This is a genomic window from Micromonospora sp. NPDC002717 (genome assembly GCF_040295705.1).
Taxonomy (GTDB): domain Bacteria; phylum Actinomycetota; class Actinomycetes; order Mycobacteriales; family Micromonosporaceae; genus Micromonospora.
The window spans coordinates 298,833-320,473 of record NZ_JBEOVW010000004.1 but is presented as its reverse complement, the minus strand read 5'-3'; the positions used below and the strand labels follow the sequence as shown (position 1 = coordinate 320,473).

At 72.3% G+C, this 21,641-nt stretch carries 21 protein-coding genes; 17 read left to right on the top strand and 4 right to left on the bottom strand.

Annotation, left to right across the window (positions count from 1 at the left end; translation table 11 throughout):
• Nucleotides 1–137: 137 nt before the first annotated feature.
• The 3 genes from ABT006_RS09480 to ABT006_RS09470 are packed head-to-tail and all read left to right on the top strand — an operon-like array spanning nucleotide 138 to nucleotide 2,319.
• Nucleotides 138–1,097 (top strand): carbohydrate ABC transporter permease, encoded by a 960-nt coding sequence (locus tag ABT006_RS09480; RefSeq protein ID WP_350704621.1) that lies wholly within the window; start codon nucleotides 138–140, stop codon nucleotides 1,095–1,097.
• Nucleotides 1,094–1,927 carry a carbohydrate ABC transporter permease gene (locus tag ABT006_RS09475; protein WP_350678952.1) on the top strand — a complete coding sequence of 278 codons (834 nt, stop codon included), beginning with the start codon at nucleotides 1,094–1,096 and terminating at the stop codon, nucleotides 1,925–1,927. The genes ABT006_RS09480 and ABT006_RS09475 overlap by 4 nt, the downstream gene beginning before the upstream one ends.
• Before the next feature lie 8 nt (nucleotides 1,928–1,935).
• Nucleotides 1,936–2,319 carry an L-rhamnose mutarotase gene (locus ABT006_RS09470; RefSeq protein WP_350704619.1) on the top strand — a complete coding sequence of 128 codons (384 nt, stop codon included), beginning with the start codon at nucleotides 1,936–1,938 and terminating at the stop codon, nucleotides 2,317–2,319.
• 62 nt (nucleotides 2,320–2,381) lie between these two features.
• Here ABT006_RS09470 and ABT006_RS09465 read toward each other — a convergent pair whose 3' ends face one another.
• On the bottom strand, nucleotides 2,382–3,512 hold the full coding sequence (locus ABT006_RS09465) for a mandelate racemase/muconate lactonizing enzyme family protein (RefSeq protein WP_350704618.1): 1,131 nt from the start codon (nucleotides 3,510–3,512) through the stop codon (nucleotides 2,382–2,384).
• Between the two features lie 130 nt (nucleotides 3,513–3,642).
• Between ABT006_RS09465 and ABT006_RS09460 the strand changes: the two genes are divergently transcribed.
• From ABT006_RS09460 to ABT006_RS09400, 13 genes are all read left to right on the top strand, one after another.
• Entirely contained in the window at nucleotides 3,643–4,578 is a 936-nt protein-coding gene (locus tag ABT006_RS09460) for a thiamine pyrophosphate-dependent dehydrogenase E1 component subunit alpha (RefSeq protein WP_350704616.1), read from the top strand.
• Nucleotides 4,571–5,551, top strand: a complete 981-nt coding sequence (locus tag ABT006_RS09455) for an alpha-ketoacid dehydrogenase subunit beta (protein WP_350704614.1) — start codon at nucleotides 4,571–4,573, stop codon at nucleotides 5,549–5,551. Before ABT006_RS09460 ends, ABT006_RS09455 begins: the two co-directional genes overlap by 8 nt.
• Nucleotides 5,548–6,309, top strand: a complete 762-nt coding sequence (locus ABT006_RS09450) for an SDR family NAD(P)-dependent oxidoreductase (RefSeq protein WP_350704612.1) — start codon at nucleotides 5,548–5,550, stop codon at nucleotides 6,307–6,309. Before ABT006_RS09455 ends, ABT006_RS09450 begins: the two co-directional genes overlap by 4 nt.
• Before the next feature lie 39 nt (nucleotides 6,310–6,348).
• Entirely contained in the window at nucleotides 6,349–7,674 is a 1,326-nt protein-coding gene (locus ABT006_RS09445; RefSeq protein ID WP_350704611.1) for a helix-turn-helix domain-containing protein, read from the top strand.
• Nucleotides 7,671–7,970 (top strand): YciI family protein, encoded by a 300-nt coding sequence (locus ABT006_RS09440; protein WP_350704609.1) that lies wholly within the window; start codon nucleotides 7,671–7,673, stop codon nucleotides 7,968–7,970. Before ABT006_RS09445 ends, ABT006_RS09440 begins: the two co-directional genes overlap by 4 nt.
• Nucleotides 7,970–9,547, top strand: a complete 1,578-nt coding sequence (locus ABT006_RS09435) for a hypothetical protein (protein ID WP_350704607.1) — start codon at nucleotides 7,970–7,972, stop codon at nucleotides 9,545–9,547. Before ABT006_RS09440 ends, ABT006_RS09435 begins: the two co-directional genes overlap by 1 nt.
• A gap of 170 nt (nucleotides 9,548–9,717) precedes the next feature.
• Nucleotides 9,718–10,095, top strand: coding sequence for an SCP2 sterol-binding domain-containing protein (locus ABT006_RS09430; protein ID WP_350704605.1), 378 nt, complete (start codon nucleotides 9,718–9,720; stop codon nucleotides 10,093–10,095).
• The gene (locus ABT006_RS09425) at nucleotides 10,092–12,155 is read left to right on the top strand and encodes an amylo-alpha-1,6-glucosidase (protein ID WP_350704603.1); all 2,064 of its coding nucleotides are present in this window, start codon (nucleotides 10,092–10,094) and stop codon (nucleotides 12,153–12,155) included. Before ABT006_RS09430 ends, ABT006_RS09425 begins: the two co-directional genes overlap by 4 nt.
• Nucleotides 12,156–12,231: 76 nt before the next feature.
• Nucleotides 12,232–12,801: a TetR/AcrR family transcriptional regulator gene (locus tag ABT006_RS09420; protein WP_350704601.1), complete on the top strand. Its 570-nt coding sequence runs from the start codon at nucleotides 12,232–12,234 to the stop codon at nucleotides 12,799–12,801.
• Between the two features lie 10 nt (nucleotides 12,802–12,811).
• Nucleotides 12,812–13,168 carry a hypothetical protein gene (locus ABT006_RS09415; protein WP_350704599.1) on the top strand — a complete coding sequence of 119 codons (357 nt, stop codon included), beginning with the start codon at nucleotides 12,812–12,814 and terminating at the stop codon, nucleotides 13,166–13,168.
• 84 nt (nucleotides 13,169–13,252) lie between these two features.
• A complete protein-coding gene (locus ABT006_RS09410; protein WP_350704597.1) occupies nucleotides 13,253–14,242 on the top strand; it encodes an ABC transporter ATP-binding protein in 990 nt (329 codons plus the stop codon).
• On the top strand, nucleotides 14,239–15,033 hold the full coding sequence (locus tag ABT006_RS09405) for an ABC transporter permease (protein WP_350704595.1): 795 nt from the start codon (nucleotides 14,239–14,241) through the stop codon (nucleotides 15,031–15,033). Before ABT006_RS09410 ends, ABT006_RS09405 begins: the two co-directional genes overlap by 4 nt.
• 235 nt (nucleotides 15,034–15,268) lie before the next feature.
• Nucleotides 15,269–16,666 (top strand): hypothetical protein, encoded by a 1,398-nt coding sequence (locus tag ABT006_RS09400; protein WP_350704593.1) that lies wholly within the window; start codon nucleotides 15,269–15,271, stop codon nucleotides 16,664–16,666.
• 114 nt (nucleotides 16,667–16,780) lie between these two features.
• Here ABT006_RS09400 and ABT006_RS09395 read toward each other — a convergent pair whose 3' ends face one another.
• The 3 genes from ABT006_RS09395 to ABT006_RS09385 form a co-directional block, all read right to left on the bottom strand.
• Nucleotides 16,781–17,311 (bottom strand): SRPBCC family protein, encoded by a 531-nt coding sequence (locus ABT006_RS09395; protein ID WP_350704591.1) that lies wholly within the window; start codon nucleotides 17,309–17,311, stop codon nucleotides 16,781–16,783.
• Between the two features lie 94 nt (nucleotides 17,312–17,405).
• Complete coding sequence (locus ABT006_RS09390; protein ID WP_350704589.1) at nucleotides 17,406–18,800, bottom strand: N-acetylmuramoyl-L-alanine amidase; 1,395 nt, start codon at nucleotides 18,798–18,800, stop codon at nucleotides 17,406–17,408.
• 239 nt (nucleotides 18,801–19,039) lie between these two features.
• Nucleotides 19,040–20,020, bottom strand: a complete 981-nt coding sequence (locus ABT006_RS09385; protein WP_350704587.1) for a DMT family transporter — start codon at nucleotides 20,018–20,020, stop codon at nucleotides 19,040–19,042.
• A gap of 25 nt (nucleotides 20,021–20,045) precedes the next feature.
• On the opposite strand from ABT006_RS09385, the gene ABT006_RS09380 reads away from it, so the two are divergent.
• Nucleotides 20,046–21,452 (top strand): aminotransferase-like domain-containing protein, encoded by a 1,407-nt coding sequence (locus tag ABT006_RS09380; protein WP_350704585.1) that lies wholly within the window; start codon nucleotides 20,046–20,048, stop codon nucleotides 21,450–21,452.
• Nucleotides 21,453–21,641 lie beyond the last annotated feature (189 nt).

The following is a 21,641-nucleotide window of genomic DNA, read 5'->3' as shown; positions in this document are numbered from 1 at the left end:
CAACCCCCTCTATACGGGCCCCCCCCTGCGCCCGCCGCCCCCGCCCCCCCCCCCCCCCCCCCCCCCCCCCCCCCCCCCCCCCGGGGCGGGGCGCCCCCCCCCCCCCCCCCCGGCCCGCCCGGAAAGAGGAACCCCCGATGAGCATCTCCACCGCGCCGGTGTCGGAGCCGGTGGTCGCGGACCGCCCGCCCGAGCCCGCACGCCGTCCGGCCCGCGCCGCGCGGCTCCGGGAGTGGTGGCTGGGTGCCGCCCTGGTGCTGCCGGCGCTGGCCCTGGCCGTCGCGTTCAAGTTCGTGCCCCTCGGCCGGGGCGTGGTCACCAGCCTCGAATCGTCGAGCGGTTTCGGTGGCAGTTCCTTCGCCGGCGCCGACAACTACACCCGGATGCTCGACGACCCGGTGGTGCGCTCCAGTTTCCGCAACGCGCTGCTCGTGGTGGCGACGCTGCCGATCTGGGTCGTGCTGCCCCTGGTCCTGGCGGTGGTCATCCACCAGCGCGCCCCGGGCTGGAAGTTCTTCCGCGCCGTGTACTTCATCCCGTACACCATCGCGCCGATCGTCGTCGGCATCATGTTCCGGCAGATCCTCGCCCCGGACGGGCCGCTCAACGCCTTCCTGCGCTCGGTCGGGCTGGACCCCCTGGCCCTCGAGTGGCTCAACGGCCGCTACAGCGCCCTGTTCTCGCTCGTCGCGGTGGCCCTGTGGAGCCTGTTCGGCCTGGGCGTGATGACGTACCTCGCCGGCCTGGCCACCATCCCCGACGAGGTCCTCGAGGCCGCCTACCTCGACGGGGCGAACTTCTGGCGGCGGCTGTTCTCGGTGGTCGTGCCGATGCTCCGGCCCACCGTCGCCTACTGGAGCGTGCTGTGCGCCTCCGGCGTGCTGATCTGGTTGTTCCCGCTGATCTACGCGCTGACCCAGGGCGGGCCGGGGGACGCCACCATGCTCCCCGAGTACCTGGTCTTCCTCACCACCTTCCAGTTCCTGGACCGGGGGTACGGCTCCGCCATCGGCATCGCCCTGTTCGTCTTCGTCGCCCTGCTGTCGATCCTCAGCGTGCGGCACATGTTCACAGAGGGGACCCGGAAGTCGCGATGAACCGGCGTGCCACCGCCCGGCTGGGGCGTTACCTGTTGACCTTCGCGCTGGTGGTCGTCGCGGTCGCGGCGGTCTACCCGTTGCTGTTCACCATCGTCAGCTCGCTGAAGACGCAGACGGGCTTCGCGCGGGACCCGCTGGGCCTGCCGGCCGGCGTGACCCTGGAGAACTACCTCGAGGCGTTCCGCCGGATGGACATGCCGCGGCTGCTGCTGAACTCGCTGATCACCACCGCCGGTGGGCTGGTGCTGTCGGTGCTGGCCGCGCTGCTGGTCGCGTACGCGGTGACCAAGCTGCGCTTCCGGGGCGGCAAGCTGGTCTTCCTGCTGATCATCGTCACGTTGACCATCCCCAGCCAGGCGATCATCTATCCGCTGTACCAGACGGTGCTGGACCTGGGCATGTCCGGGCAGTACCAGGGCCTGATCCTGGCGTACGCGGCGTTCGGCCTGCCGTTGGGCACGTACCAGCTGGCCGGTTACTTCCAGCAGGTGCCCGACGAGCTGATCGAGGCGGCCAGGGTGGACGGCGCCGGCCACTTCACCATCCTGTTCCGCCTGTTGGCGCCGATCGCGACCCCGGCGCTGGCCGCGCTGGCCATCTTCAACTTCGTCTGGATGTGGAACGACCTGCTGCTGCCCCTGGTCATCATGGGCGGCTCGGACAGCAAGACGTTGATGGTCGGTGTCTCCCTGCTCAGCGGCCAGTACGACGTGTCGGTGCCGCTGGTCAGCGCCGGTCTGATCGTCGCGCTGCTGCCGGTGCTGATCATCTATCTGGTCTTCCAGCGGCAGTTGGTGGCCGGCGCGCTGGCCGGCTCCGGCAAGTGAGCCCGCCGGTGGAGGTTTCCGGTGCGGACGGGGCGGCCGGGCCGGGGGAGGCCGGGCCCGGGGTCCAGCTGTGCCACCTGTACCGGCTGCGCCCCGGGGCGGAGCGGGAGTACGAGCGGCGGCACGCCGAGATCTGGCCGGAGATGTCGGCGTTGCTCGACGACGCCGGCATCTACGACTACCACATCTACCGGCACGGGCTGCTGCTGATCTGCGTGCTGCGGACCCGGCACGGTCACCCGCACGCCCGGCGGGTCACCGGCGCGTCCGCCGTGCAGGCCCGCTGGAGCCGGTCCCTGGCGCACCTGTTCGCCGAGATCGCCGACGCCGACGGCGAACCGCTGTGGGCGTACCCGGTCTTCCACCACGCGGGCCGTCCCGCGGGATGCTGAGCGCGGCGTCGCGCACCCCCGTGGCCCGGCGGACCGTCCCGCCGGGCCACGGGGGTGAGCACTCAGACCGCGTAGGCGACCGAGCCGTCGGCGCGCAGCGGGATCCGGGTCAACGGGCGACCGGTCAGGTCGAGCGGCGTGGCGCCGGTGAGGTCCAGCGTCACGCCGAGTCCCGGTTCCTGCGGCACCGGCAGGAAACCGCCCTGCCGCCGTACGCAGGCACGCGCGGGCCCGTCGGCGAGCTGGTCGTCCAGGGGCGAGTACTCCTGCACGACGAAGTTCGGGATGGCCGCGTCCAACTGCACCGAGGCCATGGTCAGCAGTGGACCGAGACAGTTGTGGCTCACCACGGCGGCGTGGTGGGCCTCGGCCAGTGCGGCGATCTTGCGGGCGTGGCTGATCCCGCCGGCCAGGCCCAGGTCGGGGCGGACGTACTGGGCGCCGCCCTGGGCGAGCAACTCCTTGAACTCCCAGATGCTGTGGAGGCGTTCGCCGTTGGCCATCGGCACCCCCGCCACGCGGCGGGCGACGTCGGCCTGGCTGCTGACGCTGTCGATCTGGATGGGGTCCTCCACCAGCAGCGGCAGGTGTCTGGCCAACGCGGGCACGACCGCCTCGGCCTGCAGGGGCGTGAGCTTGCGGTGCAGCTCGATGAGCAGGTCCACGTCGGTGCCGACGGTGTCGCGGACCGCGGCGGTGGTGGCCTCGGTGGCGGTGACCAGCCGGGCCAGCGACAGGTCGGCGTAGTCGGCCGGCAGCGGGTCGAACTTGACCGCCGTGAAGCCGTCGGCCACGGCTGCCGCGGCCTGCGCGGCCAGCGCCTCCGCCCCCGTGCCGGGCAGCAGCAGGTGCAGCCGGATCCGGTCGCGCACCCGGCCGCCGAGCAGCTGCCAGACCGGGACCCCGAGGCGCTTGCCGAGCAGGTCCCACAGGGCCAGGTCGACGGCGGAGACGGCGGCGGAGAGCACCGAGCCCCGGAACGGTCCCATCCGGTAGAGGTGGTGCCAGTGGTGCTCGATCCGGGTGGGGTCGGCGCCGAGCAGGTGCGGGCGGAACGCCTCCACGACGGCGTGCACCGCGGTGGGGTAGCCCCAGCAGGCGGACTGGCCGACGCCGACCAGCCCGTCCGACGTGTGCACCTGGACGAAGTGCGCGTCGCCCAGCACCACCGACTCGACGGCGGTGATCTCCATACCTGCCTCCAAATAAGAGACCAATAACGGCCAGAAACTTGCTCTTGCACTCTTCCATAGGCTTACAGCGCTGGTCTAGGCTTCAAAACGAACGAGCCGGAATAAGGCTCTAACTACCACTGGGGGTGTGATGGGTCTGCCGGACGACTATCGGCTCATGGCCCGGATCCGCCGGTTCGAGGAGCGGCTGGCCGCCCTCAAGGACGACGGCGAGATCCCGGGCTCGATCCACCTGTGCAACGGCCAGGAGGCGATCCCGGTCGGCGCCTGCCGGCCGCTGCGCGACGGCGACCACGTGACCGCCACGTACCGCGGCCACGGCTGGGCGATCGCCCGGGGCGTGGACATGGTGGGCCTCTTCGCCGAGATGATGGGCCGCGACTCCGCCCTCTGCGGCGGCCGGGCCGCCTCGCCGTACCTGTCCGACCCGGGCCGGTGGTTCCTCGGCGAGAACTCCATCGTCGGCGCGGGCGTGCCCGTCGCCGCCGGCGCGGCCCTCACCGCCCAGCGCACCGGCAGCGGCGCGGTGTCCGTGGTCAGCATCGGCGACGGCGCGATGAACCAGGGCAACGTCCACGAGGCACTCAACCTCGCCGCGGTGCTCGACCTGCCGCTGGTGCTGGTGGTGGAGAACAACGTCTACTCCGAGATGTCCCGCATCGAGGACATGGTGCGCGTCCGCCAGCTCGCCGAGCGGGCCGCCGGCTACGGCATCCCCGGCCGGGTGGTGGACGGCAACGACCCCGACGCCGTCGCCGAGGCGGTCACCGAGGCGGTGACCCGGGCCCGCGAGGGGTCCGGACCGTCCATCGTCGAGGCCATGACCGAACGGCTGGTCGGCCACTACAGCGGCGACGTGCAGCACTACCGGCCGGCGGGCGAGGTCGCCGCCGCCCGGGAACGCGAGCCGCTGGCCCGGATCCGGCAGGCCGCCGACGCCGCGCTCACCGCCCGGCTCGACGCGATCGACGCCGAGGTCGCCACCGAGGTGGAGGCCGCCGTCACCGCCGCCCGTGCCGTGCCGTTCCCGGACCCGGCGACCGTCAAGGAGCACGTCCATGTCTGAGTCCCTGCGCTACATCCAGGCCGTCAACGCCGCGCTCACCTGGGCGCTGGACAGCCGGGAGGACACCGTCTACTTCGGCGAGGACGTCGCCCTGCCCGGCGGGCCGTTCGGCGCCACGAAGGGGCTGCACAAGCGGTTCGGCTCCGCGCGGATCTTCGACACCCCGATCTCCGAGACCGGGTTCCTCGGCATGGCCCTGGGGGCGGCGATGACCGGCCTCCGGCCGATCGCCGAGATCATGTACGCCGACTTCTCGTTCGTGGCCATGGACCAGTTCGTCAACCAGATCTCCACCATCCACTACTCCAGCAACGGGCGGTGGAAGGCGCCGCTGGTGATCCGGATGCAGCAGGGCTACTCGCCCGGCGCCTGCGCCCAGCACTCGCACTCACCCGAGGCGTACTTCGCGCACACCCCCGGGTTGCGGGTGGCCCTGCCGGCCACGCCCGACGACGCGTACCAGATGCTGCGCACCGCGGTCGTCAGCGACGACCCGGTGGTGGTCGCCGAGGCGCGCATGCTCTACCCGACCCGCGGCCCCGTCCGCACCGACGCCCCGGTCGAACCGGTCGGCGGCGCCCGCGTGGTCCGCCCGGGCACCGACGTCACCGTCGTCGCGTGGTCCCGGATGGTCTCGGCGTCCCTGGACGCCGCGGGCCAGCTCAGCGAGGAGGGCATCGAGGCCGAGGTGATCGACCTGCGCTGGCTCAACCCGCTGGACTTCGACACCGTCGCCGCCTCGGTGGCCCGCACGGGTCGGCTGGTCGTCGCCCACGAGGCGAACCTGACCGGCGGGTTCGGCGCCGAGATCGCCGCCCGGGCCGCCGCGGAGTGCTTCGCCGACCTGCGCGCCCCGGTCGCCCGGGTGGCCACCCCGGACGTGCCGATGCCGGCCGCCCCGGCCCTGCAGGCCGCCGTGATCCCCGAGGCGGCCGACGTGGTGGATGCCGTGCGCCGCACGGTCGCGCGATGACCGCTGACACTCCGCCGGCCGGCCTGCTGGCCGGCCGGCGGGTGGTCGTCGTCGGCGGCGCCTCCGGCATCGGCCTGGCCACCGTCCACGCCGCCGCCGCGGCCGGCGCGGCGGTCGCGGTGCTGGACGCCGACGGCGACGGCGCGGCCGGGGCCGCCGACGCGGCCCGGCGCACCGGGGCGAGCGCCAGCGCCCGCCGGGTCGACGTGACGGTCGAGACCGAGGTCGCCGCCGCGCTCGACGACGTCGCCGCCGAGTGGGGCGGGATCGACGCCGTGCTGCACGTGGCGGGCGTCATGCGCGGCCAGGGCCTCGACGTCCGGGAGGTCACCGCCGAGCTGTGGGCGCAGGTGATCGCGGTCAACCTGACCGGGCCGTTCCTCGTCGCCAAGCACGCGGTGCGGCACCTCACCCCGGGCGCCGGTGTCCTCGTGCTGGTGGGCTCCAGGGCGGGCGTGCAGAACGGCTCCGGCTCGGTACCCTACGGCGCGAGCAAGGGTGGACTGCACGGCCTGGCGCTCACATTGGACCGACAGCTCCGTCCACAGGGGATCCGCGTGCACACGCTGTGCCCCGGCGACATCGACACGCCGCTGATGCGACGGTCGCTGGACGAGGCGCGGACCAACGGGACCGACGCCGGCCGGGTCGCGGAGATCGAGGCGGCCCTGGGCCGTCCGGAGGACGTGGCGTCCGCGCTGGTCCTGTTGGCGTCGCCGGTCAGCGACGGTGTGGTCGGCACCGTCCACACCCGCTGAGCAGCCCGCCCGAGACGGCGACGACGTGGAGGTGGCAAGGTGATCGGCATCATCGGTCCGGAGGACTCGATCCGGCTCGTGCAGGAGGTCGCCGCGGGCGAGGGCCGCGCCACGGACCTGACGGCCCGCACGTACACCCGGCCGGAACAGGCCCTCGAGCTCGCCCGCGAACTCGACGAGCTGTGCCAGGTGCTGCTCTTCACCGGGCGCATCCCGTACGCGTTCGCCGCCGCCGCCGCCGGCGACCTGCGCGCCGAGATCGACTACATGCCGCACGCCGGTATCGACCTCTACCGGACACTGTCGCGGATGCTGCTGGCGAGCGGCGGACGGCTGCCCACGGTGAGCGTGGACACCATCGAGGCCGACATCGTCCGCGAGACGTACCACGACATCGACCTGGTCCCGCCGACCGAGATCCTGCCCATCGCGGACTCGTCCGGCCTGCTCTTCTCCGGCCTCGACGAGATCACCGCCTTCCACCGCGAGCGGTACGCCTCCGGCGCGGTCGAGGCGTGCCTGACCTGCCTCGGCGCCGTGCACCGCGACCTGGCCGACAGCGGGGTGCCGGTCTGGCGGGTGGAACACACCCGCGCCTCCGTGCGGGACGCCCTGCGCCGGGCGTGGCTCGCCGCGGAGGTACGACAGTCCCGCGCCACCCAGATCGCGGTGATGATGATCGAGCTGACCGAGCCCGCCAGCCGCCAGCAGGACCCGTACCAGATGGAACGGGAGCGGCTGCGGCTGCGCGAGGCGTTGCTCGAACACGCCGAGCGGATGCGGGGCAGGCTGGGCACGATCGACGACCGGACGCTGCTCATCACGACGACCCGCGGCACCGTCGAGAGCGCCATCGCCCGGCACCGGGCCGGCCACGCCTCCCTGCTGACCCTCCGTGGCGTCGACGTCGAGCACACGGTCGGCTTCGGTGCCGGCACCACCATCGCCGCCGCCGAGGACAACGCCCGCAAGGCGCTGGCACTCGGCCGCGGCAGCGGCGACACCCACGTCGTCTTCCCCGACGGGCAGATCTACTCCAGCCGGGAGAGCCCGGTGAAGCAACGGCTCCGCGAGACCGCGCCCGAGGTCCTGCGGATCTCCGAACAGCTCCGCCTCGGTCCGCTGTCGACCCGCCGGTTGCTGGACGCGCTGCACCAGATGGACCCGAACCAGGTGACCGCGCGGGCCCTGGCCGACGCCTACGGGGTGGAGGCACGATCGGCGCGCCGACTGCTCAAGTCGCTGCGGGCCGCCGGCTTCGCCGAGGAGGTCGGCGTGCACGTCAGCACCGGCGCGGGCCGGCCGCAGACGGTCTACCGGGTGGCGATGCGGCGGCTGCTCGAGGCCATCGGCGGTGAGGCGTGAGGTTCGAACCGACCTTCCTGGTCACGGCCACCTTCGCCGCGGACGCCGCCACCCGCCGGGAACCGCACCGGCAGGCCCACCTCGCCCACGTCGAGGCCCTGCTCGCCGACGGCACCGCCCTGCTCGCCGGGGCCCGGGCCGACCTCGGCGCTTCCGTCCTCGTCCTGCGGGCCGCCGACGCCACCGCCGCCCGCAACCGTGTCGAACAGGATCCGTACTGGCAGCACCGGGTGTGGACCGGCATCGAGGTGGTCGACTACCTCGCCGCCACCCCGCAGTCCCTCGGGAGGTCATGATGTCGCAGTACCGCCAGATCGCCGGAGTCCGGGTGCAGGGCAGCGCGTCCGCGCCGTACGCGGCCCGGCTCCTGGGCGAGGCGTGGGGAGAGACACCCGAGGGGGTGCCGGTCCGCTTCGAGGCCGACCCGGCGCGGCCCGAGGGCGGCTACCGGATCGAGGTGCCCGAGCAGGGCGAGATCCGGCTCAGCGGCGACCCCTTCGCCGGCCTGGTCTACGCCGCGCGGGAACTGCTCGCCCTGGCCACCCCGGCCGGCGTGCCGGTGGGCGTCCGGGAGGGCGCGCCTCGGCTGCCGCTGCGCAACCTGTGGACCTGGGACCACTCCACCAACTGGGACCTCCGGCAGCTCGGCCAGCAGGAGATCGGCGCGCTGAACCCGTACGCCAAGCCCGCCGAGGCGTTCGGCGCCGACTACCGGCGGCTGGTCGACTTCTGCAGCCGGGAGCGGATCGGCGGCATCGTGGTGTACGGGCTGCTGCGCGACGCCCACGGCGGCGTCGAGGCGGCCCGCGAGCTGTGCGAGTACGCCAACGCCCGAGGCGTACGGATCATCGCCGGGATCGGCGTCAACGCCTACGGCGGCATCTACTTCGACGGCCGGCACCGCTACAACCTCGCCACCTGGCTGCGGCAGCGCCCCGACCTGGCCGCCGAGCTGCCGAAGAAGGTCGGGTTCGACATCGACGACTTCGGCGACCTGCACTTCCCGGCCAGCGAGTACATGATGGCTGCCTGCCCGTCCCAGCCGGACAACCTGGCGTGGCACCGGGAGGCGGTCGACTGGCTGCTGGACACCCTCCCCGTCGGCGGCGTCAACTTCGAGACCGGCGACTACGGCAGCTGCGCCTGCGCCAGGTGCGCGGCCCGCACCGGCGGCGAGCGCACCTCCTGGTCGTACGAGGCCATGCGGTCGGTCTACCCGACCCTGCTCGAGACCGCCCGCCGCACCGGGCCGGCGGGGGTGCCGCTGCGGCACCTCGTCGAGGTCTACTGGGACAACATCTTCGACCTGGAGGCCCAGAAGCCGCTGGCCGACCTGCCCGACGACGTGGCCTACCAGTACTGCGTCAACCGGGGTTTCTGGCACGACAACCGGGACCGGCTCACCGCCGACCACGTCGACGGGCTTCCGCACACCACCAACGTGCTGCGCACCCACGCCGGCTCCCAGTGGAACCGGCAGCGGCACTCCTGGGTGCCCGACCTGTACGCCGACATGGCGACCCGGGCCGCCGGGGCGGGCATGCGCGGCCTGACGATCTTCGCCGAGGCGTCGGCGTACCACCCGACCAACGAGATCAGCTACCTGGCGTACGCGCGCTTCACCTGGAACCCGGACCTGGCCTGGGCGGACTTCTGGCGCGCGGAGGTGGCACCGCGGTTCGGCGGCGCGGCCGAGGCCGAGGCGTTCCGCGCCGGCGCGGCCGTGCTGGACGACCCCACGGCGACGGCGGACGCCCTCGGCGCGGTCCGCGGCGACGCCCTGGCGATGGTCGCCGCCACCAGCGGCGACGTGCAGCGTCGGTGGCTGTGGCTGGCCGAGCGCGCGGCCCGTCACGCCCACTCCGCCGGCTGACCTGCCAGACCCCCCCCGGAGGCAGCGGTGCGGCCGGACGACCGGCCCCCGCTGCGCGGCGGGTACACCGCCGGCGACTTTCACCCGCTTCGGGTGACGGCCGCTCACCACCGGGCGTTCCAGGCTGTACGAACAGTGCTGCTCGCGGGGGTGTCGGAAGGAGGTTTCTGATGGGGGACCCGACCGCCGACTATCTCGGCCGGCTGGGCCGGCGCCCGGCCACACCGATCACGATGAAGGCCCGGGGCACGATCCGGCTGGAAGTCGAACGCGATACGGGAGCAGATGTCTGGTTCGTAACGTTGTGCGACGGCACGACCCAGGTGTCGCGCCAGGACCAGCGGCCGGACCTGGTGATCCGGGGCCACCAGACGCTCTTCGACCGGCTGGTCCAGGGTCGGGCGCAGCTCTACGCGGCGCTGATGCGCAACGAGATCAACGTCGAGGGCGACCTGGCGCTCCTGTCGTCGTTCGAGCGGCTGCTGCCCGGCCCCGAGGGCGCCCACCACCCGCGCGACTTCGCCCGTGCAGGAGGACAGGGCTCATGAGCGAACGAGGCGTCAGCATCCTGGACGGCAACACGTTCGTCGTCAGCGACGAACGTGGCGACCTGCACCCGTCGCCGACCTTTCCCACCGGGCTCTTCTCGTTCGACACCCGGTTCCTGTCGACCTGGGTGCTGACCGTCGACGGCGAACCGCTCAACGCCCTGTCCCGGGACGACCTGCAGTACTTCGAGACCCGCTACTTCCTCGTACCCGGCGAGCCGACCCACTACGTCGACGCGAAGGTCTCGGTCATCCGGCAGCAGCAGATCTGCCGGGAGTTCAGCGAACAGTTGACGGTACTCAACCACGACACCGAGGAACGGCACCTCACGTTGCGGGTGGAGATGGCCACCGACTTCGCCGACCTGTTCGAGATCAAGGACGTGCGGCAGAAGACCGGGAAGACTCTGACGAGCGTCGAGGACGGTCATCTGCGGTTCCGTTACGAACGAGGTACCTTCCACCGTGAGACGATCATTTCGAGCACTTCGCCGGCGCGCGTCGACGAAACGGGGATGACCTTCGACCTCCGGATCGCACCGCGCGGCAGGTGGAGCACGGAACTGCACGTCTACCCGATCGTGCGCGGCGCGCGGGGCCTCGACATCCGGGCCAGCCTGGACGCCCACCAGGGGCAGGTGAAGCCGCAACTGCGGCAGGACCTCGACGACTTCCTCGTCCAGACACCACAGCTGGTGTGCGACCACCGGTCCCTGCAGACGGCGTACGAGCGCAGCCTCACCGACCTGGCCGCGATGCGGTACTCACCGCTGGCCTTCCCCCGGCGGTTGCCGGCCGCGGGGCTGCCCTGGTTCATGACCATTTTCGGCCGGGACAGCATCTTCATCAGCCTGCAGACGCTGCCGTTCGTGCCGGAACTCGCCTCGACGGTCCTCCGTGACCTCGCCTTCCAGCAGGGCAGCAAGCTGGACGACTACCGCGACGAGGAACCCGGGAAGATCGCGCACGAGTTCCGCTACGGCGAATCGGCGGCGTTCGAGGAGCAGCCGCACAGCCCCTACTACGGATCGGCGGACTCCACCCCCCTGTACGTGATCCTGCTCGACGAGTACGAGCGGTGGAGCGGGGACGCCAGCCTGGTGCGACAGTTGGAGCTCGAGGCCCGCGCGGCGCTGAACTGGATCGACGAGTACGGCGACATCCTGGGCAACGGCTACATTTCGTACCAGCGGCGAAACACCGTGAACGGCCTGGAGAACCAGTGCTGGAAGGACTCCTGGGATGCCGTCTCCTACCGGGACGGCCGGCTGCCCGGACTGCCACGCGCGACCTGTGAGCTGCAGGGGTACGCCTACGACGCGAAGCTGCGCGGCGCCCGTCTGGCCCGGCACTTCTGGAACGACCCCGCCTACGCCGACCGGCTGGAAGCCGAGGCGGCCGACCTCAAACGGCGTTTCAACCGCGACTTCTGGATCGAGGAGGGGGAGTACTACGCGCTCGCCCTCGACACCGACGGCAAGCCGGTCGACGCCATGTCATCCAACATGGGCCACCTGCTGTGGAGCGGCATCGTCGAACCGGACCGGGCCCAGAGGATCGCCCAGCACCTCCTCGGGCCGAGCATGTTCTCCGGGTGGGGCGTCCGCACCCTGGCCGACACCGCGGCGCGGTACAACCCGGTCGGCTACCACGTCGGCACGGTCTGGCCGTTCGACAATTCGATCATCGCCTGGGGCCTGTGGCGCTACGGCTTCCGCACCGAGGCCGGCCAGATCGCCGAGGCGGTCATCGACGCGTCGCAGTACTTCGGCGGGCGGCTGCCCGAAGCGTTCGCCGGCTACGAGCGGCCCCTGACCAAGTACCCCGTCGAGTACCCCACCGCCTGCAGCCCGCAGGGCTGGTCGGCCGGAGCGACCCTGCTGTTCCTCCGTACGATGCTCGGCCTCAATCCGCACGAGGACCACCTCGCGGTCGACCCCGCTCTGCCGGCCGCGATCGGCCGGATCGAACTGCTCGACATTCCGGGCCGTTGGGGGCGCGCCGACGCGTTCGGCCGGAGCGGGATCGACAGCCGGCGTCGGGCCAGGGCTCGACGGTAGGGGCGGAACAGGGCCCACGGAATTTAGGAACGATCGTTCTTGACTGGTCGTTCCTAAACCCGCTACTGTGGCTGACATGGGGAGACCACGTGGGTTCGACGAGGATCAAGCTGTCCAGGCGGCGATAGGAGTTTTCGCCGAGCGGGGATACGACGGCACGTCCGTCGACGACCTGGTGGCCAGCCTCGGCGTCCATCGCAACAGCCTGTACAAGACCTTCGGCAGCAAGGGCGGGCTCTACACCAGGGCGCTGCGCTGGCACGTGGAGCACCAGGTGCGACCACTCGTCACGGCCGTCGCGGCGGCTGGCGACATCACCGAGGCGATGCATCGCGTACTCGCCACCGACGCGGCGAAACCCGGCTTCGACCTGCTCCTGAGGGCCGCGGTCGAGCGCGCCCCGGTCGATCCCGAGGTCGCCGAAGTGGTCGCCCAGTGCCTGCGGGAGATGGACGAGGCCCTCGGTCGCGCCCTGATCGCCGAACATCCGGGCGCCGACGGAACCGCTCGCGTCGAGGCACTGACCACCGCGCTGACCGCCACCGTGCTGGGTCTGCGCCTGCGGGCCAGGGCCGGCACCTCCGATACGCAAACCACCGAAGCCGGCAGGGCAGTGGCCCACCAGCTCAGCCACCACGAGATCTGAGGAGACAGATATGGCACGTGTGTATGTCGACGGCGAGGCCCTCGTCGTGGAGATCGAAGGCATGGACAAGCTCTGGGCACTGAAGAGCCGGCTCACCATCCCGCTGGTCAACGTCAGGGGCGCGACCGCCGACCCGGGGATCGTCAAGGAGCCGAAGGGCCTGCGAGCGCCGGGAGCCCACCTCCCTGGGGTCATCGTCGCGGGCACCTTCCACCACGACGGCGAGCGGGTGTTCTGGGACGTCCGCGATCCAGCGAAGGCCGTCGTCATCGAACTGACCGACGAACGCTACAGCCGCCTCGTCGTCCAGGTCAGCGACCCCCACGCCACGGTCCGACTCATCGAAGAGGCCACGCGGACGCCCTGACCAGTCCGTCCGTCGCTTCCCGGCCGGTGGCCGCTCCGGCGGCCACCGGTCCCTTTTTCACCCCACCTCGAACGGCGATGCCTCATGCCCAAGATCCAAAGGCTGGTTCCCAGTGACCACGACAAACCGCTCACCGGCATCACGACGACGTCCGGCGGCGTGCGGGTGCAGGTGCGCAACCTCACCAAGCGGTTCGGTGTCGTCCCGGCGGTCACCGACCTGAGCTTCACCGTGGAGCCCGGGCGGGTCACCGGTTTCCTCGGCCCGAACGGCGCCGGGAAGTCGACCACCCTGCGAATGATCCTGGGATTGATTCGGCCCACCTCCGGCGGCGCGCTCATCGGTGGCCGACGGTACGTCGAACTGCCGCAGCCGGCTCGTACCGTCGGCGCGGCCCTGGACGCATCAAGCTGTCATCCCGGAATCAGCGCCCGGAACCACCTGCGGATCTACTGCGACATGGCCGGGCTGCCGGTACGACGCGCGGACGAGGTCATCGAGGCTCTGGACATGTCCGGGTTCGCGGGCCGGAAGACCGGCGAATTCTCCACGGGTATGCGCCAGCGGCTCGCCCTCGCCACGGCCCTACTCGGCAACGCTCCCGTGCTGCTTCTGGACGAGCCGACCAACGGGCTCGACCCCGGGGGGATCGCCTGGCTACGCCGGTTCCTACGCCAGCTCGCCGACGAGGGGCGCACCGTCCTGGTCTCCAGCCACGTGCTCAGCGAGGTGGAACAGATGGTGGACGGCGTGGTCGTGATCAGCGGCGGGCGCCTGATGGCCGAAGGCACCCTCGACGAACTCGCTGCGGTGACCGTTCCCGCCGTCGTGGTCCAGTCTCCTGACGCCGACCTCCTCGCCGCGCGACTGGCCGATGCCGGGACGACCGATGGTCGCCCGCCCCGGATCGACAACACGGGTCCGGGCACCCTCCGAGTCCATGGCCTCAGCGCCGAACGGATCGCAGACACCGCAGCGGGCGCGGGCCTGCGCGTGTACGGACTGACTCCGTGCCGCACCGACCTGGAGCATGCATTTCTGCAGTTGACCGGGGAAAAGAGGACCACCCGATGAGCCACCTCGTCCGAGCCGAGTTCCGCCGGCTGTTCGCCACCCGCCTCTGGATCTGGGCGGTGGCCGCCGCGGTCGTCTTCGGCGGCGGCCTGGTCGGGCTGCTCACCATCATCGGTCCCGAGAACGTCAATCCGCCACTGCCCGGACTGGACACCGAAGCCGGCATCCGGGCGGTACTCGGCCTCGCCGGGCTCGGAGTGATCGTCCCTGCGCTGTTCGGCGCGACAGCGGTCACCTCCGAGTACCGGCACCGGACCATATCGGCCACGTTTCTGTTCGCACCTCGACGCTGGAGCGTGCTGGCCGCGAAACTCCTCGTCTACCTCGTCGCCGGGGTGGCCTATGGGCTGATCACCACGATCGCGGCCGGCATCGCGCTCTACGCCGGGACGGCTGTCCGGGACATCCCCACCGGCGCACCGCTCGATGTCGTCGTCAGTCTGCTGCTGCGCCTGGTCGTGGCGATGGCGGCCTACACGGTACTGGGCGTGGGCATCGGCGCACTGGTCCGAAACCAGGTGCTCGCGTTGGCCGGCTTGGGCGCGTACCTCTACATGGGCGAGAACCTGCTGCTCTTCGTTCCTGGGGTGAACACGGCTTACCCGTTCCTGCCCGGCGGTGCCACCGCCGCGCTGACCAACTTCACCGCGCTCACCCAGGTGGCGAGCGACACGACCGGAGCCGCACCGCAACTCCTCTCCCCGCAGGCCGGCGCCGGGCTGCTGATCGCCTACGCGCTCGCCGCCGCACTACTGGCTGTCGTCCTGCCCCTACGCAGGGACGTCGTCTGATCGGGGCGGACGACCGGACGGGCACAAGGCGTGCGTCGGGTCGGCACCCCCGGGCTTTCCCGGTCAGGAGGGCCGGCCCACGCCCAGCGGGTCCAGCCAGCCGTCGACGTCGAAACCCTGCGCCGCTCTCGGTCTGCCGTCGGCAGGCGCTGGCCTTGTACCGTCTTGGAACTGGTCCGCCGCAGTCGCGTCGGGAACGGTGGTGTCAAGGACCGACGTCAGCCAAGGAGGGGCAGTGCGAAGTTTCGCCCGGACGTTCGTCGGCAACCTCGTGCTCTTCACCGTCCTTGGGGCGGCGGGGCCGATCCTGCTCGTCTGCGGCGCCCTGGGCGTCACCGATGCCGGTGAGGGCGAACGGGGCGTCCCACTGGCCTTCCTCCTCGCCGGGCTGGGGCTCACCCTCGCGATAGCCGTGAGCGCCTTTCTCTTCACCCGCAGGCACCACCCGGTTCTCACCGACCGCGACCGCGTGTCCACGGCGCACCAGTGGGACGATCACACCTTCGCCATGTGGACCCCCAGCGCCCGGATTCCCATCCAGGGCGGCCGGCTGGCCACGGCCGAGGTGCGCGAGGCGGCGCTCGTGTCGTACGGCGACGACTGGGAGGCGACGTACCAGTCCTACGGCGACCTCGACCCCGACGAGCCGAAGCCGCGCATCCGGCTCAGGCTGCGGGTGCACCCTGACGGCGGCGCGCCGTTCGAGTCGACGCACACGTGGCGGGTGCCGTCCCTGTGCCTGGCGGCCGTCACCGCGGGGCGACTCGTCGCCGTCGTCCATCCCGACATCCCCGGGGAGTTCGGCATCGACTGGCCGCGCAGCGCCCTGCTGTCGGGCGCCAGGACGTGCAGGCTGCTCGGCCTCGACGGGCGGCACGTCGAGCTGACCGGTCGCCCGGATCTCCTCCTGGAGCTGTGGCGGATCACCGGGACCGGGACCGCGGGCCGGATCACTATGGACGGCGACACGATCGACCTGCGCCGCGTCGAGCCCGCCGTGGCGACGCGGCTCCAGAGCCTGGTCGAGCGGGCCGCCGGCGGGTGGCCGATGCCCGAGCCGGTGCCGGACGGGCAGTCCAGGTGGGTGCTCGATCGTTTGCCCGCGCAGGAAGGGGCGTTCGGCGGCGTGGACCGTCGGTGGGCCCGCCACGGCGGGCACCTCGTCCGTGGCCGGTTCCTGGAACTGCGGGGCACGAAGACCTTCCAGTACGCCGGCCCGGTGCTGGAGACCGTCCTGCGGGTCTTCCCCGCCGACGGCACCGCCCCGATCGACCTCGGGAAGAAACTGACGGTGCCGATGACCTACCTCGCGCTGCTGCACCGCACGAAGCAGCTCGTCGTGCGGGTCGGCCCCGGCCGCCGGTCGTACGAGATCGACTGGGTGCGCACCACCCTCGCCGTCGGGGCGAGCCCGGCCGTCGTGATCGGACCCGACGGTCGCCGGTTCGACCTGACCGGCCGGTTCGACGCCCTGTTGGCGATCATGCGGCTGCTCGTGGCCAACCGGGTGAGTGTCTCCGGCAACGTCCTGGATCTCCGGGACCGCCGTGCCTCCGCGGTGGCGGCGCAGGTCATGGACGTGGTCTCTGCGCGTCCCGACCGGCATTCGCACCTGGACTTCCCGGTGCCGTAGAGCGGGGCCGCACTCGCTGCGCCACCAGTGCGGCCCGCCCACCGCCGCGGCGGTGTCGCTCGACGTGGCCGAAGGCTCGAATCCGGTGGTGGCCGGGCCGCGCCGTCGGTGTGGTCAGCGCGGCTGCTCGGCGAGGCCCCGGATGCCCTGCAACGTGGCGGTCATGGCGTCCCGCAGGGCGGCCCGCCGGTTCTCGATGATCTGCTCCTCGTTCTCGGGTGCCCGGTCGATGACCAGGCTCACCCCGCTGCGGCCGGGGCCGATCCGCACGGACTGGACCAGCCGGCAGCCGTCATCCTCGGGCGTGAGCCGGAACTGCCAGGTGGCGGCGGGGTGCCGTAGGTCGGCGGGGCCGCCACCGAAGCGGTTGTCCGGGTCGAGCACCACCCAGCCGAAGACCTGCGGCTCGTCGAACCGCACGACGTGGGAGATGGTCCGCCACTCGCCCAGCGCGGGATGGTGGTTGTGCCCCTCGAACCGGGCGCCGAGCGCTGCCCCCCGGCTGCCGTCGAGCCATCGGACCCGGCGCAGCTCCGTACTGAACCGCGTGGGCAGCTCGATGTCGGTGACCAGTTCCCACACCCGGGCCGGATCGGCCGCCAGGTGCAGGTCACACTCCACCGTCGGGCCATCGACGTAGCGCACGGCATCCTCCCTTGTGTCCTTCGGCTCTCCAGATCCTCTCACCGCGTCGACCGTCGGCGGGGGGCCGCTCCGCCCGGGTTCGGTGCGGGGGCGGTCAGCACCGTGGCACGTTGGGGATGAAGCCGTCGTGGCCGGTCAGGACGTAGGCGTCCGAGACGTACCTGTTGATGCCGATCCGGTTCCAGACGTTGGTGGTGCCGTAGGTGCCGGTGACGGTGGTGCCGACGGCCTGGCAGTAGATGCTGACCGTCGCGCCGTCGGCGACGGATCCGACGATGGCGTAGCCGGAGCCGGGTCCCGAGCGGATGTTGAGGCCGGCCCCTCCGGTGTTCACGGTGCCGGAGCCGATGCCGGTCTTCCCGTTCACCAGCTCCATGTAGTAGGTCCAGTTCCAGTGCGGGCCCGGGTCGGTGTGGGTGGCCCCCGGCACCTCGTTGTGGCCGATGATGTGTGCCCGGTCCTTGGGGATGCCGTACTTGTTGGCCAGGTTGCGGGTCAGGGTCGCGGACGCCCGGTACATCGCGTCGGTGAACCAGGCGGGGTTGTCGACGTAGCCCTCGTGTTCGATGCCGATGGACTGGGTGTTGTACGTCCAGTTGCCGGCGTGCCAGGCGATGTCCTTCTCGCGCACGGACTGGGTGACGGCCCCGTCGGACGAGCGGAACGTGTAGTGCGCGCTGACCTTGGCGGCCGGGTTCTGGAACCAGCTGATCGATCCGGCGTAGCTGCCCTGCGTGATGTGGATGACGACGTACCTGACGGGGTGGCTGCCGGGCCGGCTGGCCACGGTGTAGTTGCTGGGGCTGGCCGGCGCCCACGCGGCCGGTCCGTAGTCGGTGCTGAGGGTTCCGACCCCGCCCGCTGCCTCGGCGAGCGCGCCCCGCTGCGGCGCGACCGGACGGTCGGGAACGGCCAACGCTTCGGGCTGTGCCGTCTCGAAGCCGGTTCGGAGCAGGTCGTAGACGGCGTCGGCGTAGAGCCGGGCGAGCGCCGGGGTGCTTGCCCCGCCGTAGCGCGCGACCGAGCCGTACCACGTGTTGACGTCCTGGCGCTCGACGGCGGTCAGGCCGGCCTGGTCGGCGTAGAAGCGTAGGACGGCGGCGGCCCCGGCGACGTTCGCGGTCGGGTCGGCGCGCAGCGTGTCCCGGTCGAGCCCGGTCAGCCGGGCCGCCTCGTCCAAGGTGTGCAGGTTCGGGTTGCTGACCAGGTGCATGAGGCCGTAACCGCCCGCCGCGCTCGGTCTGCCGCCATGCCCGTCGAGGCGCGTCTCGGCGTGGCCGAGGGCGAGGAGCAGATCGCGGGGAACGTCGTACCGTCCTGCGGCGGTGTCGAACGCGGTGGCCAACCGACTTGATGCGGCCGAGCCCCGGTCCGGGGCGGCGGATGCCGGCGAAGCCGCCAGGACCGACTCACCGGACAGGACCAGAGCCGCGGCGAGCATGGCGCCGAGCAGCCCGTGGGTACGCCGTGAGGCGCGTCGACCAGTCATCTTCCACCCCTCAGTACATCGATTTGTTATAGATGGAGTTCGATGGATGGCCCGTAACATACCTCGCGGCCGGCGGCGGTGTAAACGGTTTGCGATGCCGGGCTTTCGGGGCGGCGGAATCCTTCATTGGCGACGCGCCCGGCCGGGACCGCGCCGAGCGGCGGGAGAACCAGCGGGTCACCGTCGACGCGGCCCGCGCACGCCGCCCCGCCGGGCGCGCCAGGTGGTGCCGGTGCGCATCAGGACGGATCCGGCGACGGGTGGGCTGCCGACGCCACGACTGGTCTCGCGCCGGAACCGCCCGGCTCGCCCGTCGGCGACGGAGCAGCGGTTCGTGTTCCGGTGCGGGAGCGCTGGGTCAGGACGACGCAGGCGAGCACCACGAGCGCCGCGGCGACCGAGGCGGGGGCGACGGCCTCGCCGACCAGCAGCGCCGACCAGGTCAGGGTGAGGACGGGCTGGGCGAGCTGGATCTGTCCGACCTGCGCGATGCCTCCGCGGGCGAGGCCCGCGTACCAGGCGAAGAAGCCCAGGAACATGGAGACTGCGGTGAGGTAACCGAACGCTGCCCAGGCGACGGCGCCGGCGTGCGGTCGGTGGACCGTGGCGGTCACGGCCGTGACGGGCAGGGTGACGGGCAGCGACAGCAGCAGTGCCCAGCAGATCGTGCGGGCGCCGCCCAGTTCGCGGGCGAGCGCGCCGCCCTCGGCGTATCCCAGGCCGCACAGCACGACCGCCGCGAGCAGGTACAGATCCGCGAGGGACAGGGCGCCGCTGACCGCGCCGCTGACGATGAGGAACGCCAGGACCGCCAGCAGCCCGCCGATGCTCGCGGCCCAGAACAGCGGCGGCGGACGCTCTCCGGCGCGCAGCACCGCGAACATCGCGGTCATGGCCGGCAGCACGGCGACGACTACCGCGCCGTGCGCGGAGGTCTGCGTCGTCAGGGCCAGCGAGGTGAACAACGGAAAGCCGACGACGACACCGAGCGCGACGATCGACAGGCGTCGCCACTGACCCCGGCTGGGCCGGGGCGCGCCGGTGGATCTCAGGTACGCCCATGCCAGCAGCGCCGCGCCGACGGCCCGGCCGAAGGCGACGAACCAGGGGTCCAGTTCCTGCACGGCGACGCGGGTCATGGGCAGCGACATGCTGAAGGCCAGCACGCCCAGCGCGCCGAGGGCGAGCCCGACGGTGCGATCCGCTGTTACCGTACTCACGGCAGTAGCGCTACTCTTACCCTTCATGGGTAACGGTAACGCAGCCGAGCGCGTCATCCAAGATCTGCGCGCGCTCGTCGCCAGGTCCGACCCGGGGGACCGGCTGCCGTCCGTACGCGAGCTCACCGCGCGCCACCAGGCCTCCCCGGTGACGGTCACTGAGGCGATCCGGCAGCTCACCGCCCAGGGACTGGTCGAGGCGCGGTCAGGGCGGGGCACGTTCGTGGCCGCCGCGCCCACGCGGCAGCCCGGGTCGGACCTGTCCTGGCAGACCGTGGCGCTCGGCCCCCGCCCACCGGGCGAGGAGGACATGCAGGCGTTACTGGCGCTACCGCCCTCGGGCGCGATACCGCTGGCCGGCGGCTACCTGGACCCGGATCTCCAACCGGCCGCCGCGCTCGGTGCCGCGCTGGCCCGAGCCGCCCGACAGCCCGCGTCGTGGCAACGCGGCCCGGCCGAGGGCCGCGAGGACCTGCGCGCCTGGTTCGCCCGCGAGGCCGGAGGCGGGCTGAGCGCCGGCGACATGGTGATCTGCCCGGGCGGGCAGGCCGCGCTCTCCTCCGCACTCCGCGCGCTCGCCGCCCCCGGTGACACCCTGCTCGTCGAGTCGCCGACCTACCTGGGCGCGCTGGCCACGGCCCGCGCCGCCGGACTGCGGGTGGTGCCCGTCCCCGCCGACGCCGACGGCGTACGGCCCGACCAACTGGCCGCCGCGTTCACCCGCACCGGCGCGCGATTGTTCTACTGCCAGCCGCTGTACGCCAACCCCACCGGCGCGACCCTGGCCGCCCACCGCCGCGCCGAGGTCTCCGCGGCCGTACGCGACGCCGGGGCGTTCCTGATCGAGGACGACTACGCCCGGGACCTCGCCATCGACGGCGAGGCCACACCTCCACTGGCCGCCGACGACCCCGATGGACACGTCGTCTACCTGCGCTCCCTGACCAAGTCCGCCGCGCCCGGGCTCCGCGTCGCGGCGATCGGCGCCCGTGGCCCGGCCGGCGCCCGCCTGCGGGCAGGCCGGCTACTCGACGACTTCTTCGTCGCCGGCCCCCTGCAGCAGGCCACGATCGAGTTCGTCACCTCCCCGGCGTGGGCGCGTCACCGCCGCACCGTGCGCGCCGCGTTGCAGGCGCGGCGCGCGGCACTGCTGGCCGCGCTGCGGCGGCACCTGCCCCCACTCGCCCCGCAGGTGGTTCCGCGGGGCGGCCTGCACCTGTGGGCCCGCCTGCCCGACGGCACCGACGACGTCGCGCTGGCCGCCGCCGCGGCCCACGAGGGCGTCGTGGTCTTCCCCGGGCGGCCGTGGTACGCCGCCGAACCCCCGGCCCCGCACCTGCGCCTCACCTACGCGGCCGCGCCACCCGACCTCATGGACGAGGCCGTCCGCAGGCTCTCCCGTGCGCTGGCGAGCCGAACGGCATCCGCCTGACGCGTCCCGGCCGACGATTCCGTTCCCAGGAACACCGCGGCGGGAGACTTCCGCCTGCTACAGCCGGCGAGTTCGCCGAGCGTGGACACGCAACCCGCCTCGACGGCGCCGCCCTCGTCGAGGTCGGCGTCGTGCACCGCGAACACGGCGATGCCGTCCGGCCGGGGAACGAGCCGCGTGTCCGGGCCG